17 protein-coding genes are annotated in these 19,572 nt (G+C 65.0%); 6 read left to right on the forward strand and 11 right to left on the reverse strand.

Annotation, left to right across the window (positions count from 1 at the left end):
• Positions 1-64: 64 nt before the first annotated feature.
• The 4 genes from ACTJK6_RS21230 to ACTJK6_RS21245 all read right to left on the reverse strand — a co-directional run bounded on the left by ACTJK6_RS21230 (position 65) and on the right by ACTJK6_RS21245 (position 6,262).
• On the reverse strand, positions 65-2,053 hold the full coding sequence (locus tag ACTJK6_RS21230) for a methyl-accepting chemotaxis protein (RefSeq protein WP_260803891.1): 1,989 nt from the start codon (positions 2,051-2,053) through the stop codon (positions 65-67).
• A gap of 121 nt (positions 2,054-2,174) precedes the next feature.
• A complete protein-coding gene (locus ACTJK6_RS21235; RefSeq protein WP_440840112.1) occupies positions 2,175-4,934 on the reverse strand; it encodes a hypothetical protein in 2,760 nt (919 codons plus the stop codon).
• A 114-nt stretch (positions 4,935-5,048) separates the two neighbouring features.
• Entirely contained in the window at positions 5,049-5,276 is a 228-nt protein-coding gene (locus ACTJK6_RS21240) for a hypothetical protein (protein WP_232041292.1), read from the reverse strand.
• 197 nt (positions 5,277-5,473) lie between these two features.
• Positions 5,474-6,262 carry an SDR family NAD(P)-dependent oxidoreductase gene (locus ACTJK6_RS21245; RefSeq protein WP_440840113.1) on the reverse strand — a complete coding sequence of 263 codons (789 nt, stop codon included), beginning with the start codon at positions 6,260-6,262 and terminating at the stop codon, positions 5,474-5,476.
• Positions 6,263-6,532: 270 nt separating this feature from the next.
• Here ACTJK6_RS21245 and ACTJK6_RS21250 point away from each other — a divergent pair, with 270 nt between their 5' ends.
• Positions 6,533-7,021: a MarR family winged helix-turn-helix transcriptional regulator gene (locus ACTJK6_RS21250; RefSeq protein WP_045206711.1), complete on the forward strand. Its 489-nt coding sequence runs from the start codon at positions 6,533-6,535 to the stop codon at positions 7,019-7,021.
• 82 nt (positions 7,022-7,103) lie between these two features.
• Here ACTJK6_RS21250 and ACTJK6_RS21255 read toward each other — a convergent pair whose 3' ends face one another.
• The 4 genes from ACTJK6_RS21255 to ACTJK6_RS21270 form a co-directional block, all read right to left on the reverse strand.
• Positions 7,104-7,802: a response regulator transcription factor gene (locus ACTJK6_RS21255; protein ID WP_322018680.1), complete on the reverse strand. Its 699-nt coding sequence runs from the start codon at positions 7,800-7,802 to the stop codon at positions 7,104-7,106.
• A 144-nt stretch (positions 7,803-7,946) separates the two neighbouring features.
• Complete coding sequence (locus tag ACTJK6_RS21260) at positions 7,947-8,885, reverse strand: S1C family serine protease (RefSeq protein ID WP_433865614.1); 939 nt, start codon at positions 8,883-8,885, stop codon at positions 7,947-7,949.
• A complete protein-coding gene (locus ACTJK6_RS21265; RefSeq protein WP_260803897.1) occupies positions 8,882-9,469 on the reverse strand; it encodes a hypothetical protein in 588 nt (195 codons plus the stop codon). The genes ACTJK6_RS21260 and ACTJK6_RS21265 overlap by 4 nt, the downstream gene beginning before the upstream one ends.
• Before the next feature lie 133 nt (positions 9,470-9,602).
• On the reverse strand, positions 9,603-10,211 hold the full coding sequence (locus ACTJK6_RS21270) for a TetR/AcrR family transcriptional regulator (protein WP_316870608.1): 609 nt from the start codon (positions 10,209-10,211) through the stop codon (positions 9,603-9,605).
• Positions 10,212-10,315: 104 nt separating this feature from the next.
• Between ACTJK6_RS21270 and ACTJK6_RS21275 the strand changes: the two genes are divergently transcribed.
• Entirely contained in the window at positions 10,316-11,782 is a 1,467-nt protein-coding gene (locus ACTJK6_RS21275; protein ID WP_440840116.1) for an MFS transporter, read from the forward strand.
• A 7-nt stretch (positions 11,783-11,789) separates the two neighbouring features.
• Here the strand turns inward: ACTJK6_RS21275 and ACTJK6_RS21280 are convergent, their stop codons facing one another.
• Complete coding sequence (locus ACTJK6_RS21280; RefSeq protein ID WP_440840117.1) at positions 11,790-12,389, reverse strand: undecaprenyl-diphosphatase; 600 nt, start codon at positions 12,387-12,389, stop codon at positions 11,790-11,792.
• Positions 12,390-12,615: 226 nt separating this feature from the next.
• Here ACTJK6_RS21280 and ACTJK6_RS21285 point away from each other — a divergent pair, with 226 nt between their 5' ends.
• Entirely contained in the window at positions 12,616-13,983 is a 1,368-nt protein-coding gene (locus ACTJK6_RS21285; RefSeq protein ID WP_440840118.1) for a sensor domain-containing diguanylate cyclase, read from the forward strand.
• Between the two features lie 345 nt (positions 13,984-14,328).
• Positions 14,329-15,471 (forward strand): serine hydrolase domain-containing protein, encoded by a 1,143-nt coding sequence (locus tag ACTJK6_RS21290; RefSeq protein WP_440840120.1) that lies wholly within the window; start codon positions 14,329-14,331, stop codon positions 15,469-15,471.
• Positions 15,472-15,475: 4 nt separating this feature from the next.
• Here ACTJK6_RS21290 and ACTJK6_RS21295 read toward each other — a convergent pair whose 3' ends face one another.
• Entirely contained in the window at positions 15,476-16,393 is a 918-nt protein-coding gene (locus tag ACTJK6_RS21295; protein WP_440840121.1) for a LysR family transcriptional regulator, read from the reverse strand.
• 197 nt (positions 16,394-16,590) lie between these two features.
• Between ACTJK6_RS21295 and ACTJK6_RS21300 the strand changes: the two genes are divergently transcribed.
• The gene (locus ACTJK6_RS21300) at positions 16,591-17,340 is read left to right on the forward strand and encodes an SDR family oxidoreductase (RefSeq protein WP_260803904.1); all 750 of its coding nucleotides are present in this window, start codon (positions 16,591-16,593) and stop codon (positions 17,338-17,340) included.
• Positions 17,341-17,587: 247 nt separating this feature from the next.
• Positions 17,588-18,709 (forward strand): PAS domain-containing sensor histidine kinase, encoded by a 1,122-nt coding sequence (locus ACTJK6_RS21305; RefSeq protein WP_440840122.1) that lies wholly within the window; start codon positions 17,588-17,590, stop codon positions 18,707-18,709.
• Positions 18,710-18,880: 171 nt separating this feature from the next.
• Here the strand turns inward: ACTJK6_RS21305 and ACTJK6_RS21310 are convergent, their stop codons facing one another.
• Positions 18,881-19,420 carry an aspartate carbamoyltransferase gene (locus tag ACTJK6_RS21310; RefSeq protein WP_440840124.1) on the reverse strand — a complete coding sequence of 180 codons (540 nt, stop codon included), beginning with the start codon at positions 19,418-19,420 and terminating at the stop codon, positions 18,881-18,883.
• Positions 19,421-19,572: the final 152 nt, after the last annotated feature.

Here is a 19,572-nt window from a genome sequence, read left to right on the forward strand (position 1 = left end):
AACAAAAACCCGGGCCTAAACCCGGGTTTTTCTATCTCGACAACCGGGCGCACAGCCCCGCGGCTCAGGCGAGCCGGAACACGTCCACCGCGCCGCGCAGTTCCTGGGCTTGTTGGCGCAGGCTTTCGGCGGCGGCGGCCGCTTCTTCGACCAGCGCAGCGTTCTGCTGCGTCACCTCGTCCATCGACGTGACCGCATGGTTGACCTCTTCGATGCCTTGCGACTGCTCTCGCGAGGCGTGGCTGATCTCGCCCATCAGACCGGCGATGCGCTCCACGCGCGTCACGATGTCCTGCATGGCGTCCCCGGCGCCGCGTGCGGCCTCGTTGCCTGCCTGCACTTCTTCAACCGAGCGACTGATCAATTCCTTGATCTCCTTGGCGGCGGCTGCACTGCGCTGGGCGAGGCTGCGCACCTCGCCGGCCACGACGGCAAAGCCCCGGCCCTGTTCACCTGCGCGGGCAGCTTCCACGGCAGCGTTCAGCGCCAGGATGTTCGTCTGGAAAGCGATGCCGTCGATGATGCCCGTGATGTCGGCAATCTTCTGCGCCGTGGCGTGGATGCCCGACATGGTGCCGACCAGTCGCTCGACGGTCTGCCCACCAGCGTTGGCCGCCTCGCTGGCGGACTGCACCATGTCATGCGCGTGGTGGGCGCTTTCGGCGTTCTGGCGCACGGTGGCGGCCAGTTGTTCGATGCTCGATGCGGTGCGCTCCAGATTGCCGGCCTGCGCTTCGGTGCGGGCGGAAAGATCCGCATTGCCGGCCGCGATCTGGCCGGTGCTCGATGCGATGGTGGAGGCGCTGGCGCGCACCTTGTCGACGATGCCTGAAAGGCCGTCGCCGACACCGTTGACGGCGCGCATGACCTGGCCGATCTCATCGCGGCGGGTGGTGGGCAGCCGGTGCGTGAGATCACCCGCAGCCACACGCTGGGCGACGTTCACCACCTCGGCCAGCGGCGTGCTCACAGTACGGCGCAGCATCCAGTACAGCCCGCCGGCCAGCAGCGCACCGAGTGCCAGGCCCAGCAGCAGGAAGCGATTGCGGGCGGCCACCAGGTCGGCGTTGAGTTCATCGACGTAGGCCGTGCCCGCAATCACCAGTTGCCAATCCGGGTATTGCGTGAAAACGGTCAGGCGCTCCCGGGCGGTGCCGCCTTCCGTGTCGGCCAGCGTATGACGTAGCGTGCCGTCCTTGCGCGCGATCATCTCGCGCACCCAGGCTTGGCCTGCGGCGTCCTTGGCGTCGAGCAGGTTCTTGCCTTCGCGGGCTTGCGTATGGTCGATCAGCACCTTGCCCTGATCGGCGCCGGGCTTGCCGTCAACCACGAAATAGCCGCCCGTCTTGCCGATGCCGTGCGAGCGGATTTTGTCCTTGAGCAGGGCCAGCTCCGAGCGCACGTCCACACCCACATACAGCGCGCCAATCACCTTGCCCGACGCATCGCGCACGGGTTCGTACTTGCTCATGTAGGGCACGCCAAACAACCAGGCCAGGCCGCGGAAGGACTCGCCAGCCATCAACGCTTTGTAGCTCGGGTGCGCGCGGTCGAGCAGCGTGCCGATCGCCCGTTCGCCGTTTTCCTTCTTGAGCGAGGTGGTCACGCGCACGAAATCGTCGCCGGTGCGGGCGAACACAGTGGCGATGGTGCCGCCGGTGCGCGCGAAGAACTTGTCCGGCACGGTGAAGTTGAGGTTCAGCACCGTGTCGCCGCTTTTGAAGGTGGGCGTCGGCTTGCCCGCCACTTGCACGATCTGCGCCGGGTCCACGCTGTAGGGGCCGGGCGCGGCGTCGGCAAAGGCGGTCAGGAAGCGGTCGGCCTCGGTGCGCATGGTGCCGTCGAACAGGCCGATCATGTCGCGCATGGCGGCCTCCTGGTTATGCATGGCCGATTGGGTATTGGCCTCCAGCATGCGCAGGCTCGATTGCGAGTTCGCCAGGGCAAACATGCCGAACACCGCCACCAGGGCGATCAGGCCAATCGCGGCCAGCCGGGTACCGAGACTGGTCGGGGGTTGTGAAACTTCAGAAAGGGGCGCAGACGCTCTCATGCTTTTTTTTCCTGGGGGTCGTCAGTCGGGTTAACAACGGATCGACCAGGAAAAGCTTGAGCGCAAACGTTTTTCCTCCCGCTATGTCTGGCAAACAAGACATTCGCCCGTGTTTCGGACGTCATTTTTCGCAGGTCAGCTCGACGTGCTGGGGCGCGGGCTTGGCGGGGTTGCCCGTACCCAGGTCGATGCGCCACTCAGCGCCATGTGAGCCGCTCACTTCGCGGCCGTCCACGGTCGCCCGGCAACGGGCTGCATTGGCAAAGCGGATGAAGGGCCGCGTATAGCCGGCCACATCGACCGACAGCGAACGGCCATCCACACCACGCTGCCAGTTCGACAGGCGGCCGCTGGCATCGCGCACGTAGGGCTGCGCTGGCGCGGCGTTGTTCAGGGTGAAGCGCGCCGAGCCGCTTGTGAGGTGGATGTAGGTGCCGCCCGGGCCTGCAGCGTAGCCGGCCACATCGCGTGCATCGGCAAGGCGCGGCACGCCGGGCCCGGCCCAGCGCACGGTCCGCAGATCGCCGTTGCCGCGCACGACCCAGGCATCGCCGTCACGCGCAACGGCCATGGTACGGAAGTCGAGCACCTTGCGGATGTAGTCCGACGCGTAGATCGGCACGACCGGCTGCGCGACCGCCCAGTCATATACCTGCCGCAGGGCGGTGAGCGAGGCCAGCTTGGTGCCGGAATACATGTGGTAGTAAATGCCGATCGGCTTGAAGCGATACGGTTTTTCGGTCAGCTCGAATGTTTCGATGGCGCGCGAAAAGCCGTAATACGGGCCGTGCCAGAGGTTGGTGTAGATGTTCTCGTTCTGGTCGGGCGCAAATACCTGGAAGAGGCCATCGCCTTTGTCCACGCCAAGCGGCGCCACGGCCGTCCAGCTCGGGTTGGAGCGCGTGATGTAGGTGTCGCCGCCGTTCATGTTCAGCACGCCGGCCTCGACGGTCTTCTGCACGGCAATCGGAGGCACCTGGCCGTTGCCGCTCCACAGCAGCACCTTCACGCGCTTGCCCGGTGGGGCCAGCTTGGTGTTGATGTAGTGGATGGAGCCCGCGATCTCGCGGTCGAAACTGAAGCGGTAATTGGGAATCCTCAACGAGAAAGCGGTGTCGGTGCCTTCGGGCGTTTCGGCAGAAGTCGGGTCGGGCGGGTTGGTGGTACGCAGCCAGTTGAACGGGTGCGAGAATGTGTGGCTGGCCAGTTCCACATAGGGCTGCGCAAAGATGCTGCGCGCGATCGGCTCAAGCTGCGGTGTGAGCTTCGGGTACACACCGTCGGCCGCCACTTCGCCCTCGATGATCGACACGGTAGTCGGCACCTTGTAGCGATCCAGAATGTCGCGCAGCAAGGCCTGGCCGGAGAACTCGCCGGGCGGGAACTCGGTGCGGGAGGCGAATCCGTCGCCATCGATATGCACGGTCATCAGCCGGCGGCCGTTCTCCGTGGTGGTGTCGGGTACCGGCATGGCGGGCAGCTGCAGCGCGCGGCGCAGAAAGTCCAGCGGCTGGATGACCCAGCGCGCCTGGTCGACATCGGGCATGCGAAACACACCGAACGGCTGCAGCACATAGCCACCCCACGGCATGATGGCCGCCGCATCGTAGGTGAAGCTGCCGGCGGAGAGCCGCAGCAGCGATTGCGCCCCCGTCACACCAGGGTCCACCTGCACGCCCACGGCCATGCGCCGATCGGGATGGGGCTGCAGCTCGAAGCCCATCATCGGATCATGCGAGACGATGGCAAGCGGGCCCGCCGGCGTGCCGGGCATTATTTTCAGATTCAGCATCTGCGCCGTAGGCGCATCCATGTTCAGCCCGAACTGGTTGAACATCGCCACACGCACGCCGGCGCCCATCGTGCGCCTGAGCCACGACGCCCACGCGCCCGGTCGCGATGCGTTGCCGTCGAACCAGGTGACGACGCCGGCATAGCGGTCGGGCGTGACGGCCGGCAACGGCTTGTTGGCGTCGGCAAATTCGGTGCGATAGCCCAGATAGTTGATAGGCATGGCCAGATAGAGCACCGACGGCGCGGTGTTGCGGCTGGTGCCGGGCTCCTGAGCTTCGACCAACAGGACACGGCGCGGCATCACTTCCAGCCGGCCAATGCCGATGAAGTCCGCGCCCGGTGTGGTGGCGTAGCTGGTGACGCCCGCGGCGCGCGCCACGTCGGCGGTCTCACGCAGACACGTGCGGTTGTAGTTGACGCAGTAATCGAGCGCGACCGCGGGCAAGTGATACTGGGCACCGATGTTGCGCAACGTGGCAATGCGCGCGTTGCGCTCGGCATCGTCCACATCACGCAGACCTTCGCCCCCTGCGCGCTCACGCACCAGACCCGCCGTCACGACGCCTGACAACTGCGGCGCCAGCGTCTCGAGCCAGGCCGTACCACCAGCCAGCAGCTTGGCGTTCGGTGCGCGCGCATGCAACGCCGGCATCAATGCCACAATGGCATTGGCGGCATCGGGGGCGCTGCGTTGGAGTGTGTCCAGTCCGTCGAGCAGGAAGCCTTGGTAGCCTTGCGCGAGCAACGGCGCAAAGACCTGGTCAATCACATTGGCAGGCCAGGCGCTCGAGCGCATCGCATCGGTCTGCTGTGTCAGGTCGACGCGAGCGAACCAGAGCGTGGACGATGGCTGCTTCGGATCGAAACTGCCGGCCGTTGCCGGGTCCACCACGACCCAGTCAAAGGCTTGCAGTTCAGCGGCGGGCACATCGCGGCCGTAGTAGAAGGCGATCTGCGGATCTGCAGGCGCAGGCGTTGCCGGCTGCTGTGCGCGAGCGGCCGCAACACCGAACGCCAACGTAACGGCACCCAGCCATGCCGTCCGCCACCACAAACCCATGCTGCCCACAGCTCGCTTGCCCTGCATCCCGATCCTCGAAAATCAATCCGACTTTCATTGTGACGGGCTGCCGTCCGATTGCAATGTTTGTTGCCGGGGCGTGCCCGCCACGATGCCGGGGCATGTGGCGGGGCAGGCGGCTCAGTAACCGACCACCGTGTACTGCGGAAATTGCGCTTCGAACGCTTTTTCCAGATCGTCGACGCTGGCGACTGCGGAAGTGTAGACAGCCGTTGTCGTGCCGCTGTCGTAGGCCAGCGTGACGGCCCAGGTGGCGTGCGCCTGGTTGACGCGATCGCGCGCAGCCTGGGCCGCCAGTTGACCGGGGCCGTTGTCAGGTTTGGTTCCGTAGACCTTGCAGTGGGACATGGCAATCACTCCGAAAATGTGGAAGGAATGCCGCCAACGCACGGGCAAGGACACGCTCGGGCTGGCTGGTCTGCGTTCTCAACGATACGGGCGAACAGACGCGCTGCCGGCTTGTCCCGCCGGCATGCACCAGCGGCACGGCCAGCGTAAAAGCCGGGGCCGCGCGCCGGAATGGTGCGTTCGTCAGGGCTGACGTTCTAGAACGCCGACTTCACCACGCCGCCATCCACGCGCAGCGCAGCGCCCGTGGTGGCTGACGACAGCGGGCTCGCCACATAGGCAACCAGGCTGGCCACCTCCTGCGTGCTGGCAAAGCGCTTGATGAGCGAGGTCGGGCGGGCCGTCTCGAAGAAAGTCTTCTCGAACGCTTCGAAGCTCTGGCCGCCGGAGAGCTTCTCGACAAACTCATCGACGCCTTCGGAACGCGTCGGGCCCGGCAGCACGGCATTCACGGTGATGGCCGTGCCGGCCGTCAATTCGGCCAACCCGCGCGAGAGGCCCAGCAGCGCGGTCTTCGTGACGCCGTAGTGGATCATCTCCACCGGAATCTGCACGCCGCTCTCGCTGCTGATGAACACGATGCGGCCCCAGTTCTGGGCACGCATGCCGGGCAGGTACGCGCGGGACAGACGCGCGCCGCTCAACACGTTCACGTTGAAGAAGTGCTGCCACTCGGCGTCGTCGATTTCCTCAAACGGTTTGGGGTCGAAGATGCCGAGGTTGTTGATAAGGATGTCGACCTTGGGAAAGCGGGCGACCAACGCATCGGCCTGCTCCGCGTTGGACAGGTCACCGGCAAAGCCCTCGACCTGGGCGTCGGGCGCCTCGGTGCGCAGGCGCGCAATTGCGTCGTCTACAGACGCTTGAGTACGGCCGTTGACGATCACGCGGGCGCCTTCGGCGGCCAGTGCTACAGCAATGGCATGACCGATGCCCTTGGTAGAGCCGGTCACGAGTGCGAGCTTGTTCTGAAGGTGGAGGTTCATGGCGTTCAAAAAAGGAATATGGAGGAGGAGGAGCACGCCACACCACATGGTTCCGCGGCGGCGTTTCAACCATGATACGAACCACCCCGCCCCTTGGCAGCCGCAATCGTTTTGCAGCGATATCCAACGAGATTTGACGATCTGCGTTGGTATCGATCCCGGCTTGACGGCCTGGGCAAGCGACGATTAGTGTGCAATGAAGCACGCCAGCGTTACGGGAATGCGGCGCGCCTTACAAGCCGGATCACCGGCAGAACGGGGAGCACCACCATGAGCATCGACGTACAGACACCTGAGGCCGCCGACACCAGCACCAGTGAAGGCGCCTACCAGCTTGACACCATGGACCGCGATACCAACATCGGTCGGCTCGTGCATCGGGTCCGACACGCGCTGGTGACACACATCGACAGTGCCCTGGCATCGCTGGACCTGACGGCCGCGCAGTGGACGGTCGTCATCTACCTAGCCGAAGACCTGGCCACCACCCCGGCCGAACTCTCGCGGGCGCTGCACTACGATCCGGGCGCGATGACGCGACTGATCGATCGGCTGGAGAAGAAGAACATCGTCAAGCGCGCGCCCAGTGATGCGGATCGCCGCTCGGTCGTGGTCTCGCTCACCGAGCAGGGTCGCGCGCTGTATCCGGAAATCCGGCCGCTGATCATCGACGTGCTGAACCACCTGCTGCGCGGGTTCTCGCAGGCCGAGGTCAAGCAGTTGGAGAACCTGCTGCTGCGCGTGCTGCACAACGCCTGACCAATTCAGGCGTTCGCGGTTCGGTCATCTGAGCCGACGGGGTTGCCGGCGTGCAGGGCATGGCTTGGGCGCCGCTCAGCGCTCACTGCCCCTCAAGCTCGTGCTTGATCTTGAACAGCTCGGTATCGGTTCGGATGCCCAGCTTGCGATAGGCAGATTGCTTCTGCGAGCTGATGGTCTTGATGCTGCGCGCGAATTTCTCGGCAATGTCCGTGACCGACATGCCATCGAGGCAGCAGCGCAGCACTTCGCGCTCGCGCGGGCTAAGCTCGGAGCGGTCGAGCAGTGCAGAGAACTTGCTGCCATTCGCGGTGGGCGGGGGCGCATCGGTAGAAAGCGCGTCGCTCTCCATCTCGGCAGCCAGCGCGGCGTTCAGGCGCTTGCCGCCCGTGGCCACGGTGCGAATGGCACGCACCAGTTCCGACAGCTCCTCTTCCTTGCCGACAAACCCGCGCGCGCCGGCATGCATGACCATGCCAACCGTCGCCTTGTTGTGATGCGCCGAGGCCACCAGGATCTTCAACTCCGGATAGCGCACGCGAATCAGGCGGATCAGGTTCAGCCCGTCGATCTCAGTGGGCCCCAGCGAATAGTCCATCAGCAGGACATCCACCTCGAAGGTGCTGTCCTTGAGTGCCCGCACGATTTCGCGGCCTGACGCAAACATGCCGCAGACCTCGATGTCGGCCTCCTGCTTCAGGCGCGCAGCCAGACCATGGCGGACGACCGCATGATCATCGAGCACGACCACGCGGATCGGTCGGGTCGCGGTCCAATTCATGTTCGCAGGTTCCTATTCGACGTGTTTTGAGTGACTGTGCAGGCTCGCTCAAACGGGCATCGCGCAGCCAAACGGGTCACATATTAATGTCTTCATGCCCCGACCTGAACCGGGCTGAATCGAGATCAAGCGTTGCGAGGGCGTTTATTTGGCTTCGACGACCGTGTCGTCGCGGGCATAGATCGAACAGTTCTGATAACGCTCCTTGCACGACGACACCGCACGGAATTCAGCGTTCTGGCCCCATTCGTAGACAAATTGATCGCCGTCGGCGGCCACGAAGATCTTGGGCCACGGCTTGTGCAAGTACGCACCAAAGGCGGCTTGCGACTTCGGGCCCAGTTCACCGGGCTTGCGCGGCTGTGGAGCGATGGCCGCAGCAGGCGTCGTATTGGCTGCCACCGACGACGCTGCTGCAGCGCGCTCGGCCAGCGCCTTTTGCGCACGGGCGGGAACATCGTTGATCCACTCGGCGGGCGCGGCAAAGTTCAGGTTCTGCCCGTAGACGGCGGACACCATGCGCGACGTGATACCGACCAGCCGCGCGTTGCTGTCGAACAGGCCCCCACCGCTGGAGCCCTGCGAGATCGCGGCCGAAGTCTGGATCGCCTTGAGCTCGCCGTTTTCATCATGCCGCAGCGACGAGATCAACCCCTCGCTGATCGTCAGGTCAAACCCCAGGGGGTTGCCGATTGCGTAGACCTTCTGCCCCGTCACCAGCGTGCTGCTCGGGACGATGGTGACGGCGGGGTAGTGGAAATCGGCAACGCGAAGCTGGCACAGGTCGCGCTGCACGTCGGGATACAGCAAGCGCGCGCCAAAGCTGGCGTTGCCGCGCTTGAGGCTGACCTGCTTGCCGCCGCGCAGCACGTGGCAGTTGGTCACGGCCAGCCCGTCGCCGATCACCACCGCGCTGCCGATGGCCAGCGGCTGGCCGGCGGCGTTGGATACGCGCACCTCCCAGATGCTGGGCGCGACCTTGGCGAACACTTCGGCTGGCTCCAGCGCAGCCGCCGGCAACGCTGCCAGTGCCGATGCAGTGGCCAGGAGCGTGCGGATCATGAAGGTAGTGCGGCGGGTCATTGCGGCGTCAGCAGATCGGAAAGGTCGCTTAGCGTGGTGGAGCCGTCTTCGGAGCGCGTCTTGTCGCGCATGAAGGCCACGTCTGCGTCGGTCAGGCCGGGGCAGCTTCCGGTGCCCCACGACGGGTTGATGCGGTAGGTGCGATAGCGCGCGTTGATGGCGTGCCACGACCGGCCGTCGTCAGACTCAACCACGCCGGCGCGGCACACATGGGCGTTGGTGGGGTAGCTGGCCGTCATCTTGTACTGCTTGCCCGCCTGCGGTACGAACGTCGCCGACACACCGCAGCGATAGATGAGCGTGCCCGAGGCGCGAATGAAACTCGCGCCCAGCGCGGTCGGCACACCCGCCAGGACGCGGATCGGCCGCGTGGCGTCAGCCGGCTTGAGCGCGGTGCGCGGGTTGCCGCAATACTTTGGGTCGTCAAACGCGAGGATGGTGGCGTTGGTGCTGGTCAGCGGGCGGACGAAATCCACCGTGGCCGTGTTGGCGCCGGCAGGCGGCTCGGCATAAGGCGCTGCGCAGCCGGTCAGCCACAGCGTGCCCCCGATTCCGATGGCCGCAGCAATCGTTCGGCTCGTCATACCCAATTCCCCCGCGAGTCTTGTGTTTGGTGTGTTTGTGCGACTGCGCACAAGTGTAACCAAAGGTGGCGCGGAGGGACGCCCGCGGCGCCGCACAGGCGTTGCTTGCGCGCGTCGCTGTTGCAAGGTCCGCTCAGGCGAGCGCCGCATCGATGCGCGCCCGCGTGCTGCGGCGCGCGCGCTCGAATACCGCCATGTCGCCCATCAGGAACGCCACATTGGCGTTGGAGCGAAACGATTCGATTTCGAAGACGAGCTGGTCGACGTCGACATCGGCGCGCAATTCACCAGCGGCCTGTGCCGCCGTAATCGTCTCGCGAAAGCGGGCGCGCATCGCCTCCCGATGCCCGCGCACACGGTCCTGGATGGCGCCTGGCCGCGCGCGGTATTCGTAGCTGGCCGCGCAGACAAAGCACCCACCCGGCGACGCCCCACTGGCCACGTAGTCGAACCAGCCTTCGGTCAGGGCACGCAGACGGGCAAGCGGGCTTTTCAGCGCCAGCGCCGGCTCGACCACCGTCGCGCGGTAATGCACGACGCCCGCGTCCAGCGTGGCCAGTTGCAGCGTTTCCTTGTCGCCGAAGAGCACTTGGATATTGCCCTTGCCCACGCCCGCATCCGTGGCCACCCGGCCGATCGTCAGGCCCTCCAACCCGTCGGTGGAGGCGATGGCGGTGGCGTGCTCGAGCACCTGCGCGCGCGCACGTTCGCCACGCTGGCGGCGGCCGTCGGTTTCGTTCATGGCAATGCCCTATCGGTGAGTGGGGTCAACGCAATCGGCGCTTGACGTGGGCAGATTGCTCTCTAGTATACGTACGACCGTATATTAATAAACCGAGATCCCCCATGTCAACGGAATCCCTTGCTGCCGGCGGCGTTGCCTCGCCAGCCAAACGGCACTGGCCGGCGTTGGCGGCGCTGCTCACCGGCAACTTCGTCACCATTCTCGACCTGTTCATCGTCAATGTGGCGATTCCGGACATCCGTGCCGGTCTACACACCAGTTTTGCCGAAATCCAGCTCGTGATGGTCGGCTACAGCGCCGCGTATGCGGTGTTCCTCCTCAACGGCGCGCGCCTGGGCGACCTGTTCGGGCGCAAGCGCATGTTTCTGGCGGGCATGGCGTTGTTCACGCTGGCATCCGCGCTGTGCGGCCTGGCGACCACGCCGTGGATGCTGATTGCCATGCGCGTCGGCCAAGGCCTGGGGGCGGCCATTCTGATGCCACAGGTGATGGCTTCGCTGCGCGTGCTGTTTGATGGCGATGCGCGTCGCCGTGCGTTCGGCACCATGGGCGCGGTGCAGGGCGTGGCGGCGTCGGTCTCGCAGATCATCGGCGGCTGGTTGATTGCGCATCCACTGGCGGCCGACGTGTCGGGCTGGCGCGCGGTGTTCCTGGTGAATGTGCCGATCGGCATTGTCGCCATCTTGGCGGCCCGAGCGTTCGTGGCGGAATCGCGTGCGCCGGTGGCGGCCCGGCTGGACGTGCATGGCGCCGTGGCAGGCGCGGTGGCGCTGGCGATGCTGCTGGTGCCGATCATGCAGGGCCGCGAGTCCGGCTGGCCATGGTGGTCGTGGGTGGTGCCGCTGGCTTCACTGCTGGTGTTCCGCCATTTTGTGCGGGTGGAACAAGCGCTGTCGGCGGCTGGCCGCGTCCCCATCATCGAGATGGCGCTGTTCCGCAACCGCAGCTTTGTGCTGGGCGTGCTGGCGATCTTCCTGTTCTACACGGCCATCAGCTCGTACTTCCTGGCGCTGACGATCCTGCTGCAGTTCGGGCGCGGCCTGTCGGCGCTGGCAGCGGGGTTGGTGTTCACGCCGGCGGCCATCGCCTTCTTTGCCGGCTCGCTCACAGCGCCTCGCCTGGCTGAACGCATCGGGCAGCGCGCCCTGCTGCTCGGCGTGGCGATCTTCGCCGTGGGCATGGTGGTGCTGGCGACAATGGCACAACTGGGCGCGGGCACCGCTTGGCTGATCCTGCCGCTGATGCTCAACGGCTTTGGGCAAGGCATGGTGATTCCGCTGTCGCTCAACACCATCTTGAGCGGCGTGGAAACGGCCCAGGCCGGCATGGGCGCCGGCACCGTCACGACCATGCAAGCCGTCGGCAACGCGGTGGGCGTGACGGTGGTGGGCGTGCTGCTGTTCTCGCTGCTGGGCCAGGTGGATGGCGCAAATGGCGCGGTGACGATGGACGCCGCCACGCACGCAGCGCACTACGGCCACGCGTTTGCACTGGCCACGCTCTACAACGTGGGCGCGACGGTGCTCTCGTTCGTACTGTTCTGGCGCGCGTGGCGCCGGCACGCCTGAGCCACGCTTACTTGCGCACCCAGCCGCGCCGCACGCACGGTGCCAGCACCACACCATGCAACGCCAGCCCCAAACGGTGCAACGGCTCCGACAGGGTATGCGCCACGCGGCCGCTGCACAGCCAGGCGCTCAAGGCCGACACGGCCGCCGCACCCAGCATGTCGAACGGATAGTGCACACCCAGGTAGATGCGCGCCCACGCCATCGGCAAGCCCAACAGCGCCAGCAGCACGCCCACCCGGCGCAGGCGTGCGTTCCACATCAAGCTGAACGCCACGGTCCACAGCGCGGTCAGGTGATCGCTAGGGAACGATGAATCCGGCGCGTGCGGCAGCAGATTGGTGCCCAGCGCAATCGCAAACGGCCTCGGGTGATACCACGCGAGACCGAAGCCAACGTTGACGGACAACGCCAGCGCGGCAGCCACACCGGTCTGCAGTGCCTGGCGCCGCGTGGTCGGCTCGCCCCATAGCCAGGCGGCCATAAGCGTCAGTGGCACCAGCCAGATCGCGTATTCGGCAAAGGCCATCGCCAGCCAGACGGTCGTGGCCGAAGCGTCGTCCGGCGCGTTGAGCCAAAGAAACAGCGTGTGATTGAGTGATTCCATACAGCGTCGGCCAACGGCCCGAGTGATTCAACAACGGCGAGAATGCCCGGCCCACACTACGGAGGATTCCCTTCAATTCCCTTGGAACACGGCCGCCGACTTAGGCCAGCCGTAGCGATATCCCGATCCCTGCCTAGGCTTTTCGCACCGTCGGCCGCTGCCTATGATGTAGGCACACCGACACGCGAGCAGGTCGGGTCACACAATCTCGAACCCCGGGGGGTCGATGGAAAGTTTTCTGATTCAGCGAGCCACACGCCGGCAAGCGATGGTTGCCGGCGCGATCGCGCTGCTGATCCTGTTGACGCTCGCCATGGCCGCACCACGTGCGGGCCTGCAATGGCCGGCAATCAACCCGTTCATGCCGATGTGCGCCTTGACGGTGTTCACCACGGCCGGCATTGCCGCGTTTCTGCTGGGCGCGCAGTTCACCGTGACACGGCAGCCGATGCTGGGGGCGCTGGGCGGTGCCTATGCCTTTACCGCGCTGGCCGTGGCGCTGCAATTGCTGACCTTCCCGGGCGTGTTCTCGCCCACCGGGCTGTTTGGCGCCCGCCCCGCCAGTGCGGCATGGATGTGGGTGTTCTGGCACGGCGGCTTTCCGCTGTTCGTGATCCTGGCGGTGCTCATGCGCGATCGGCTCTCGCGCGATGCCGTTGCTGACGGGCGTGTCGGCCGGTGGGCCTCGCTGCTGATCGGCGGGCCGGTGGTGGTGGGCGGCCTGCTGTGCAGCCTTGCAGTGCTGACCGACCTGCCGCCGCCGCTGCGCTCCAGCAATGGCAACAACCCTGTCGCGGTCGTCCTGTGGGCCATCAACACGGTTGCCGTGCTCGCGGTAGCGGCCAGCGGCCGCTTGCGCACGGTGCTCGACGTTTGGCTGGCCATTGCCGCACTGGCCTGCCTGACGGACACCACACTCAACCTGCTGAGCACCGATCGCTTTACCCTGGGCTGGTACGTCGCGCGCCTGTTCAGCATGTTCGCGCCCGGGGTGCTGGTCTGCATATTGGTTTGGGAAGTGACCACGCTGTACCGGCGGCTGTTCGAGGCGCACGTCTCGCTGCAGCAGGCGTCCATGCGCGATGCGCTGACGGGCCTGTACAACCGTACCTACTTCAACGAGCAGGTCGACAGCCTGATCAGCACCGCCCAGCGCAGCGGACAGCCGCTTTCGCTGGTGATGGTCGATGTCGACCACTTCAAGCGCTACAACGATGCCTTCGGCCACCTCAAGGGTGATGCCTGCCTTGCAGCCGTGGCCCACGCGCTGGCCGGCGTGGTGCACCGTCCGGCCGATTTCATCGCGCGCTACGGCGGTGAGGAATTCATCGTCGTCCTGCCCGACACCGATGCAAGCCAAGCGCAGGCTCTTGCCGAGCGCGCGCGCGAAGCCGTGCTGCGCCTGCGCATCGAAGCCACCGCGCCGTCGCGCTATGTGACCGTCAGCGCCGGTTGCGCCACGTCCGTACCGGGCGACGGCGCCCTCTCCATCGACACGCTGGTCGAGATTGCCGATGCGGCGCTGTATCGTGCCAAGGCGGGCGGACGCAATCTGGTGATGAGTGCGCAGCCACTGCCGGCCGCGCTTACGTAACGCACGTCAAACGATCAAGCATCTTGCGCGTGTGCCCCACCCGTCTTTGCTGTCGTCTTTATTTCTTCTGTATATAAAAATAGTAGTAGTAGATAACGGTGGATCGTTTCTGTGGATAGCTGCCGAAAACGCTTTCGCGTCAACGGCTTGCGAACTGCACAACCCATCGGACAGTGTGTGCCGACGCGTGGATGACTCGTGAAGAGCGCGCCCCACCCTCTCGGCAACCACCAAAGTTATTCCCGTGCTGTGGACAACCTGACCCCGGACAGCCAACACAGTTGTCCCTGAAGTTCTTCACGTGCTTATCCACATATCCACATGTCCACAGCGGCAATGGCGACCATGCTTCTCAAACGCGCACTGACGAGCGGCGCCCTGGTGGCTCTGCTCGCCGCATGTGCGCAGACGCCCGATCGCGCAGCGCCCCAACTGGCCACGGCCGACACAACCAACGCGGCTGTGCGTCACGCGATGGCCGATGTCCCCGCCAGCGGCATGGCGGTCGCGGTTATCGACGCTGGACAAACCGTGTACCTCCACGCGTTCGGGCGCCGCAACGCGGCCGGCGAACCGCTGCGAACCGACACAGTGATGGTGGCGGCATCGCTCACCAAGCCGGTCTTCGCCTACTTCGTCATGCAACTCGTTGATGAAGGACGTATCGATCTGGACACGCCAATCGAGCGCTACCTGCCGCAGCCGCTGCCAAGCTATCCGCCCTGGAGCAGCCTTGCCGCAGACGAGCGATGGCGTGCGATCACGCCGCGCATGCTGCTCAGCCATCGCTCGGGCTTACCCAACCTGCCGGCGCTCGAACCTGACAGGCGGGTGCATCTGCACTTCGATCCGGGTGCACGGTTTGCCTATTCAGGCGCTGGCATCAACCTGCTGCAGTTCGTGCTTGAGCGCGGGCTTGGCCTCGATGTCGATGCGGAACTGCGCCGCCGCGTTTTCCGGCGCTTCGATATGCGTCGCACCAGCATGACGTGGCAGCAGGCCAATGCCGACAATCAGGCCGACGGCACCACGCAGAACGGTGAGCCGCGCCGTCATCCGCACCGGCGGCGCGCCGCAGCCGCCAGCTCCATGGACACGACGGTCGAGGACTACGCCCGCTTTGTGGCAGGCCTTGTGCGAGGCGACGGCTTGTCGGCGGCATCGCGCGCCGCCATGACCGCGTCACAGGGGCCAATCACCACGGCCACGGAATTCCCCACCCTCCAGCCGGAACTCCCCGCAGCGCTTCGGCGGCCTGATCTCGCAACGGGCCTCGGTGTGGTGGTATTCGATGGGCCGCAAGGGCCCGGTTTCTTCAAAGGCGGGCACGAGGATTTCGCTGGCAATACCTTCGTCTGCCTCACGCGATCAGCGCGGTGCGTTGTGCTTCTGTCCAACGACGTTCGGGCAGAGCGGGCGTTTCCCGGTTTGGTGGCGGCAATCTTGGGGGAAACAGGCGCGCCATGGCGGTGGGAGTACGGATATTGAGCGGTTACCGCTTCGGCGCCCGCTCAAGCCGCGCCGGGAAAGCCTCCACCAGCCAGTCAATGAACACTCGTAGGCGATGCGTGACATGACGCGTCTGCGGATAGACGACGTGAAACGGGTAAGGCGCCGGCCGCCACGGCTTCAAAATTTCCACCAGCGCGCCCTCGTTGATCGGCGCTTGCGCCGCATAACCGAAGGTCTGCACGATGCCCAGGCCCGCCAGACACGCGGCCAGATGCGCGTTGCTTTCGTTCACGCCGATGCGATGCTCGACCTTGATCTCGGTCTTTTCGCCATCGCGCTCGAAGCGGAACGGAACCGCCCGGCCCGTCTGGCTGAACACGTAGCTCACCAGCCGGTGGCCATTCTTGAGTTCATCGGGGTAGGCCGGCGTGCCGTACTGCTTGAGGTATCCGGGCGTGGCGCACGTGATCAGCGGCGCATCGCCCAAGTGGCGTGCGACCAGAGAACCGCTGTCCAGCGGGCCACCACGAATCACGCAGTCGACGTTGTCCGCAATCAGATCCACCGAGCGGTCTGACACGCCAAGGTCAATCCTGATCTCGGGATAACGCGACGCGAACTCTGGCAGCAGCGGAATGAGCACGTCACGCGCGGTCGACCCGCCGACATCGATGCGCAACGACCCACGCGGCCGCCCGCGAGCGAGGCTGAACGAGGCATCGATGTCGTCCAAGTCGCGCAGGATGCGCATGCTCTTGGCGTAGTAGTCCTCACCTTCGGGCGTCACTGTCACGCGCCGTGTCGTCCGCTGCAGCAGGCGCACACCCAGGTGCGCCTCCAGTTCCTGCACCTGCTTGCTGACCGTGGCGATGGGCATGTCGAGCGAATCCGCCGCCCGCGTGAAGCTGCCCGCTTCCACCACCCGCGCAAAAGAGCGCATTGCCAGGAGCTGATCCATTCGAATGTCCGCGCAAATTATCCACAACTGTGGATAGTAATTCTATTTGCAGCGCTTTTTCGAAAAGTTTCTGAGCCCTACAGTGCCTCCATGCCCAACGCGACGGGGCGACGGGGCGACGCAGAGTAAGGCAGCGCAAGACACAAGCCGTCGCGAGGTCATTCATCCAAACCTGAAATCACGACATGGAGCACATCATGAGCAAGCAACTGGAAGGCAAGATCGCCCTCGTCACGGGTGGCAGCAGCGGCATCGGCCTTGGCGCGGCCAAGGAACTCGCAGCCCAGGGCGCGCGGGTTTTCATCACCGGCCGCCGTCAGGCGGAGCTGGATGCCGCCGTCGCAGAGATCGGCGCCGGCGCCACCGCATTGCGCGCCGATGCATCGGTGCTGTCCGACCTCGACGCCGTCTATGCCCAGATCGCCAAGGTGGCCGGCAAGCTGGACATCCTGTTCGCCAATGCCGGCGGCGGCGACATGATGCCGCTGGGCGCCATCACCGAAGAGCATTTCGACCGGATTTTCGGCACCAACGTGCGCGGCGTGCTGTTCACGGTGCAGAAGGCGCTGCCGCTGCTGACCGACGGCGCATCGATCATCCTCACGTCCTCCACGGTGTCCGTTCAGGGCACGGCCAACTTCAGCGTCTACAGCGCCAGCAAGGCCGCGGTGCGCAACTTCGCCCGCTCGTGGGTGATGGATCTGAAGGATCGCGGCATCCGCGTGAACGTGGTGAGCCCTGGCCCGATCCGCACGCCCGGCCTTGGCGGCCTGGCCTCGGATGAAACGCGCCAGGGCCTGTTCGACTACCTCGCTGCGCAAGTACCGCTGGGTCGCCTGGGCGAGCCGGCCGAAGTGGGCAAGGCCGTCGCGTTTCTTGCCTCGGATGCGGCAAGCTTTATCAATGGCATCGAGTTGTTTGTTGATGGCGGGATGGCGCAGGTTTGAGCGTCCGTAGCCGGAAGCGGCGACCAACTTCCAGGCCGCCGGCGTACACCTTGCAAAGCGAATGCTGAACAGCATGCAATGCGTGCGGGCAGCCAATCCTTGGCCAGGCACTTCTGGCACCTCATCGCAGTGGCCGGGCATGCTTTGATTGCTGTCGCCGGGCAGCATATTCTTATGCAGATGCACGGGAAGCGACTTCCAACAGGTTTGCCTTGGGCGCTCGAACCCGTTGCGATGAGGGCTTGGTATGGATACCAACGCAGGCAGATTGCGAAGACTGGGAAGCGATGCAGCAATCGCTCACGTGCCCGTGGAGGAGCGTTATCGCACCTTGGTGGACGCGATACAGGACTATGCAATCTTCCTGTTGGATCCGACAGGTCACATCGCCAGTTGGAATGCCGGTGCCCAACGCATCAAGGGCTATCGCGCCGATGAAGTCATCGGCCAACACTTCTCGGTCTTCTATCCTGCCGAGGCAATTGCGCAGAACTATCCGAGCGAAGAGCTCAAGCGTGCCGCCGCGCTTGGCCGCTGGGAGGACGAGGGGTGGCGCATACGCAAAGACGGCTCGCGTTTCTGGGCCAACGTGGTGATCACCGCCCTGCGGGATGAAGACGGCGAGCTGATCGGCTTTGCCAAAGTCACCCGGGATCTCACCGAGCGTGAGCGGCTCAAGCAACTTGAATACGCGAGCGAGCTGGCATCCCGAGTGGAGGCCACTCGCGAAGAAGAAAAGAAGCGTATTGCACGCGAGCTTCATGATGACCTCGGCCAACAATTGACGGCGCTGAAGATGATCATCACCGGCTTGCTTGCCGATGAAGGCACCACGCCAGAAGCCCAGGCGTATGCGCGCGAAAGAACTCAGACAATGAGCAGTGCCATCGACCATGCACTGGCGTCGGTCCGGCGTCTGGCCGCTGGGCTGCGGCCGACCATCCTCGACGACCTTGGGCTGCTCCCCGCGCTCGACTGGCTCGTGACCGACTTCGGCCAACATACCGGCCTGCGGGTCGCGCTGAATTGCAACACGCATGCGGTAGCGTTCAGCGACACCGCCTCCACTGCGCTGTTCAGAATCGTGCAAGAAGGGCTGACCAATGTTGCCCGGCACGCGACTTCGGCAACGGAAGTGGTGATCGATCTCCGATGCGACCGGTCCAGTTGCGAGCTGACGATTCGCAACGATGGCGCTGTTGTCACGCGCTCGACCGAACCGGCAGCCGGGCGGCCGCCGTCATCAGGTATCGCGGGCATTCGTGACCGCGTGCGCCGCCTGGGCGGGACTTTCACCGCAGGGCCGCAGCCACACGGCGGGTACCGCATCGAGCTTTCGATTCCGCGAAAAGCGGTTGAACTTGAATAGAAAGCCCTGCCGGGGACGAGCGGCGCTTCGTCGCAGCGGTATTGGGCGCCGGGCAGGCACGCTTTGACGACGGAGTTGCCCACTCGGCGGTCTGCAATGTCATGGACTCACCGCCCGCCTCGTCATGCCGCAGCAACACGCTGCCTCCAGGCGGCTTTGGCGACGGCAGTGCTACTCGGGCTTTTCCGCGCCCATCGCGTGGTGATGCATTGAACCGGAGTCGTGCCCCGCCATGGCGTCATGGCCGTGATCGGCCAATTGGGCATCAAACCACTGGTGCAGCGCGGTAACCAGGCGACGCCGATCGCTCTGATAGATGATCTCGGCGCCGTTGGACAGCTCGCGATAGCTTATTTTGAGCTCACCAGGCTTTGCTGCGCGCAGTGCCGCCAATCCGGGCATGGCGTTGCCATGGATATGCTCCGGGCCTGCGAAGTCGCCGTCGGAGAATTGCCGAGCGATCATTGCCAAGTGCTGGCGGATCAGCGCAGCCTGGCTGGGATCGTCCCGCTTGGTCACGACCTGCTGGACACCGCCGTCGGCCGTCTTGGTAAAGATGTGGGTGGTTGCCGAGAGGGAAAATGGCATGACGTCCGCCCCCCGCTGAGCGACCTCCTGCTGCCGCGCCTGCGTGTCGGCAATCGCGGGGCACGACAGTATTCCTGCCGTCAGCAATGCAGCGAGTAGATAAGCCACTGATGTGCGCGGCATGAATGTCTCCCGTGTCGGATGCAGCGCAGTCTGGCGTTACCGTCTACCGCGCACTATGACTGGAATCATATCGTGCGGTTTGGTGCTGGCGACGCGCGTTGTGACATTGCTGCGGCAGCGATCAGCGGTGGCGCAATGTTCGGCACCGCTCC

The organism is Ralstonia sp. 22086 (genome assembly GCF_052045975.1).
Classification (GTDB): Bacteria; Pseudomonadota; Gammaproteobacteria; order Burkholderiales; family Burkholderiaceae; genus Ralstonia; species Ralstonia wenshanensis.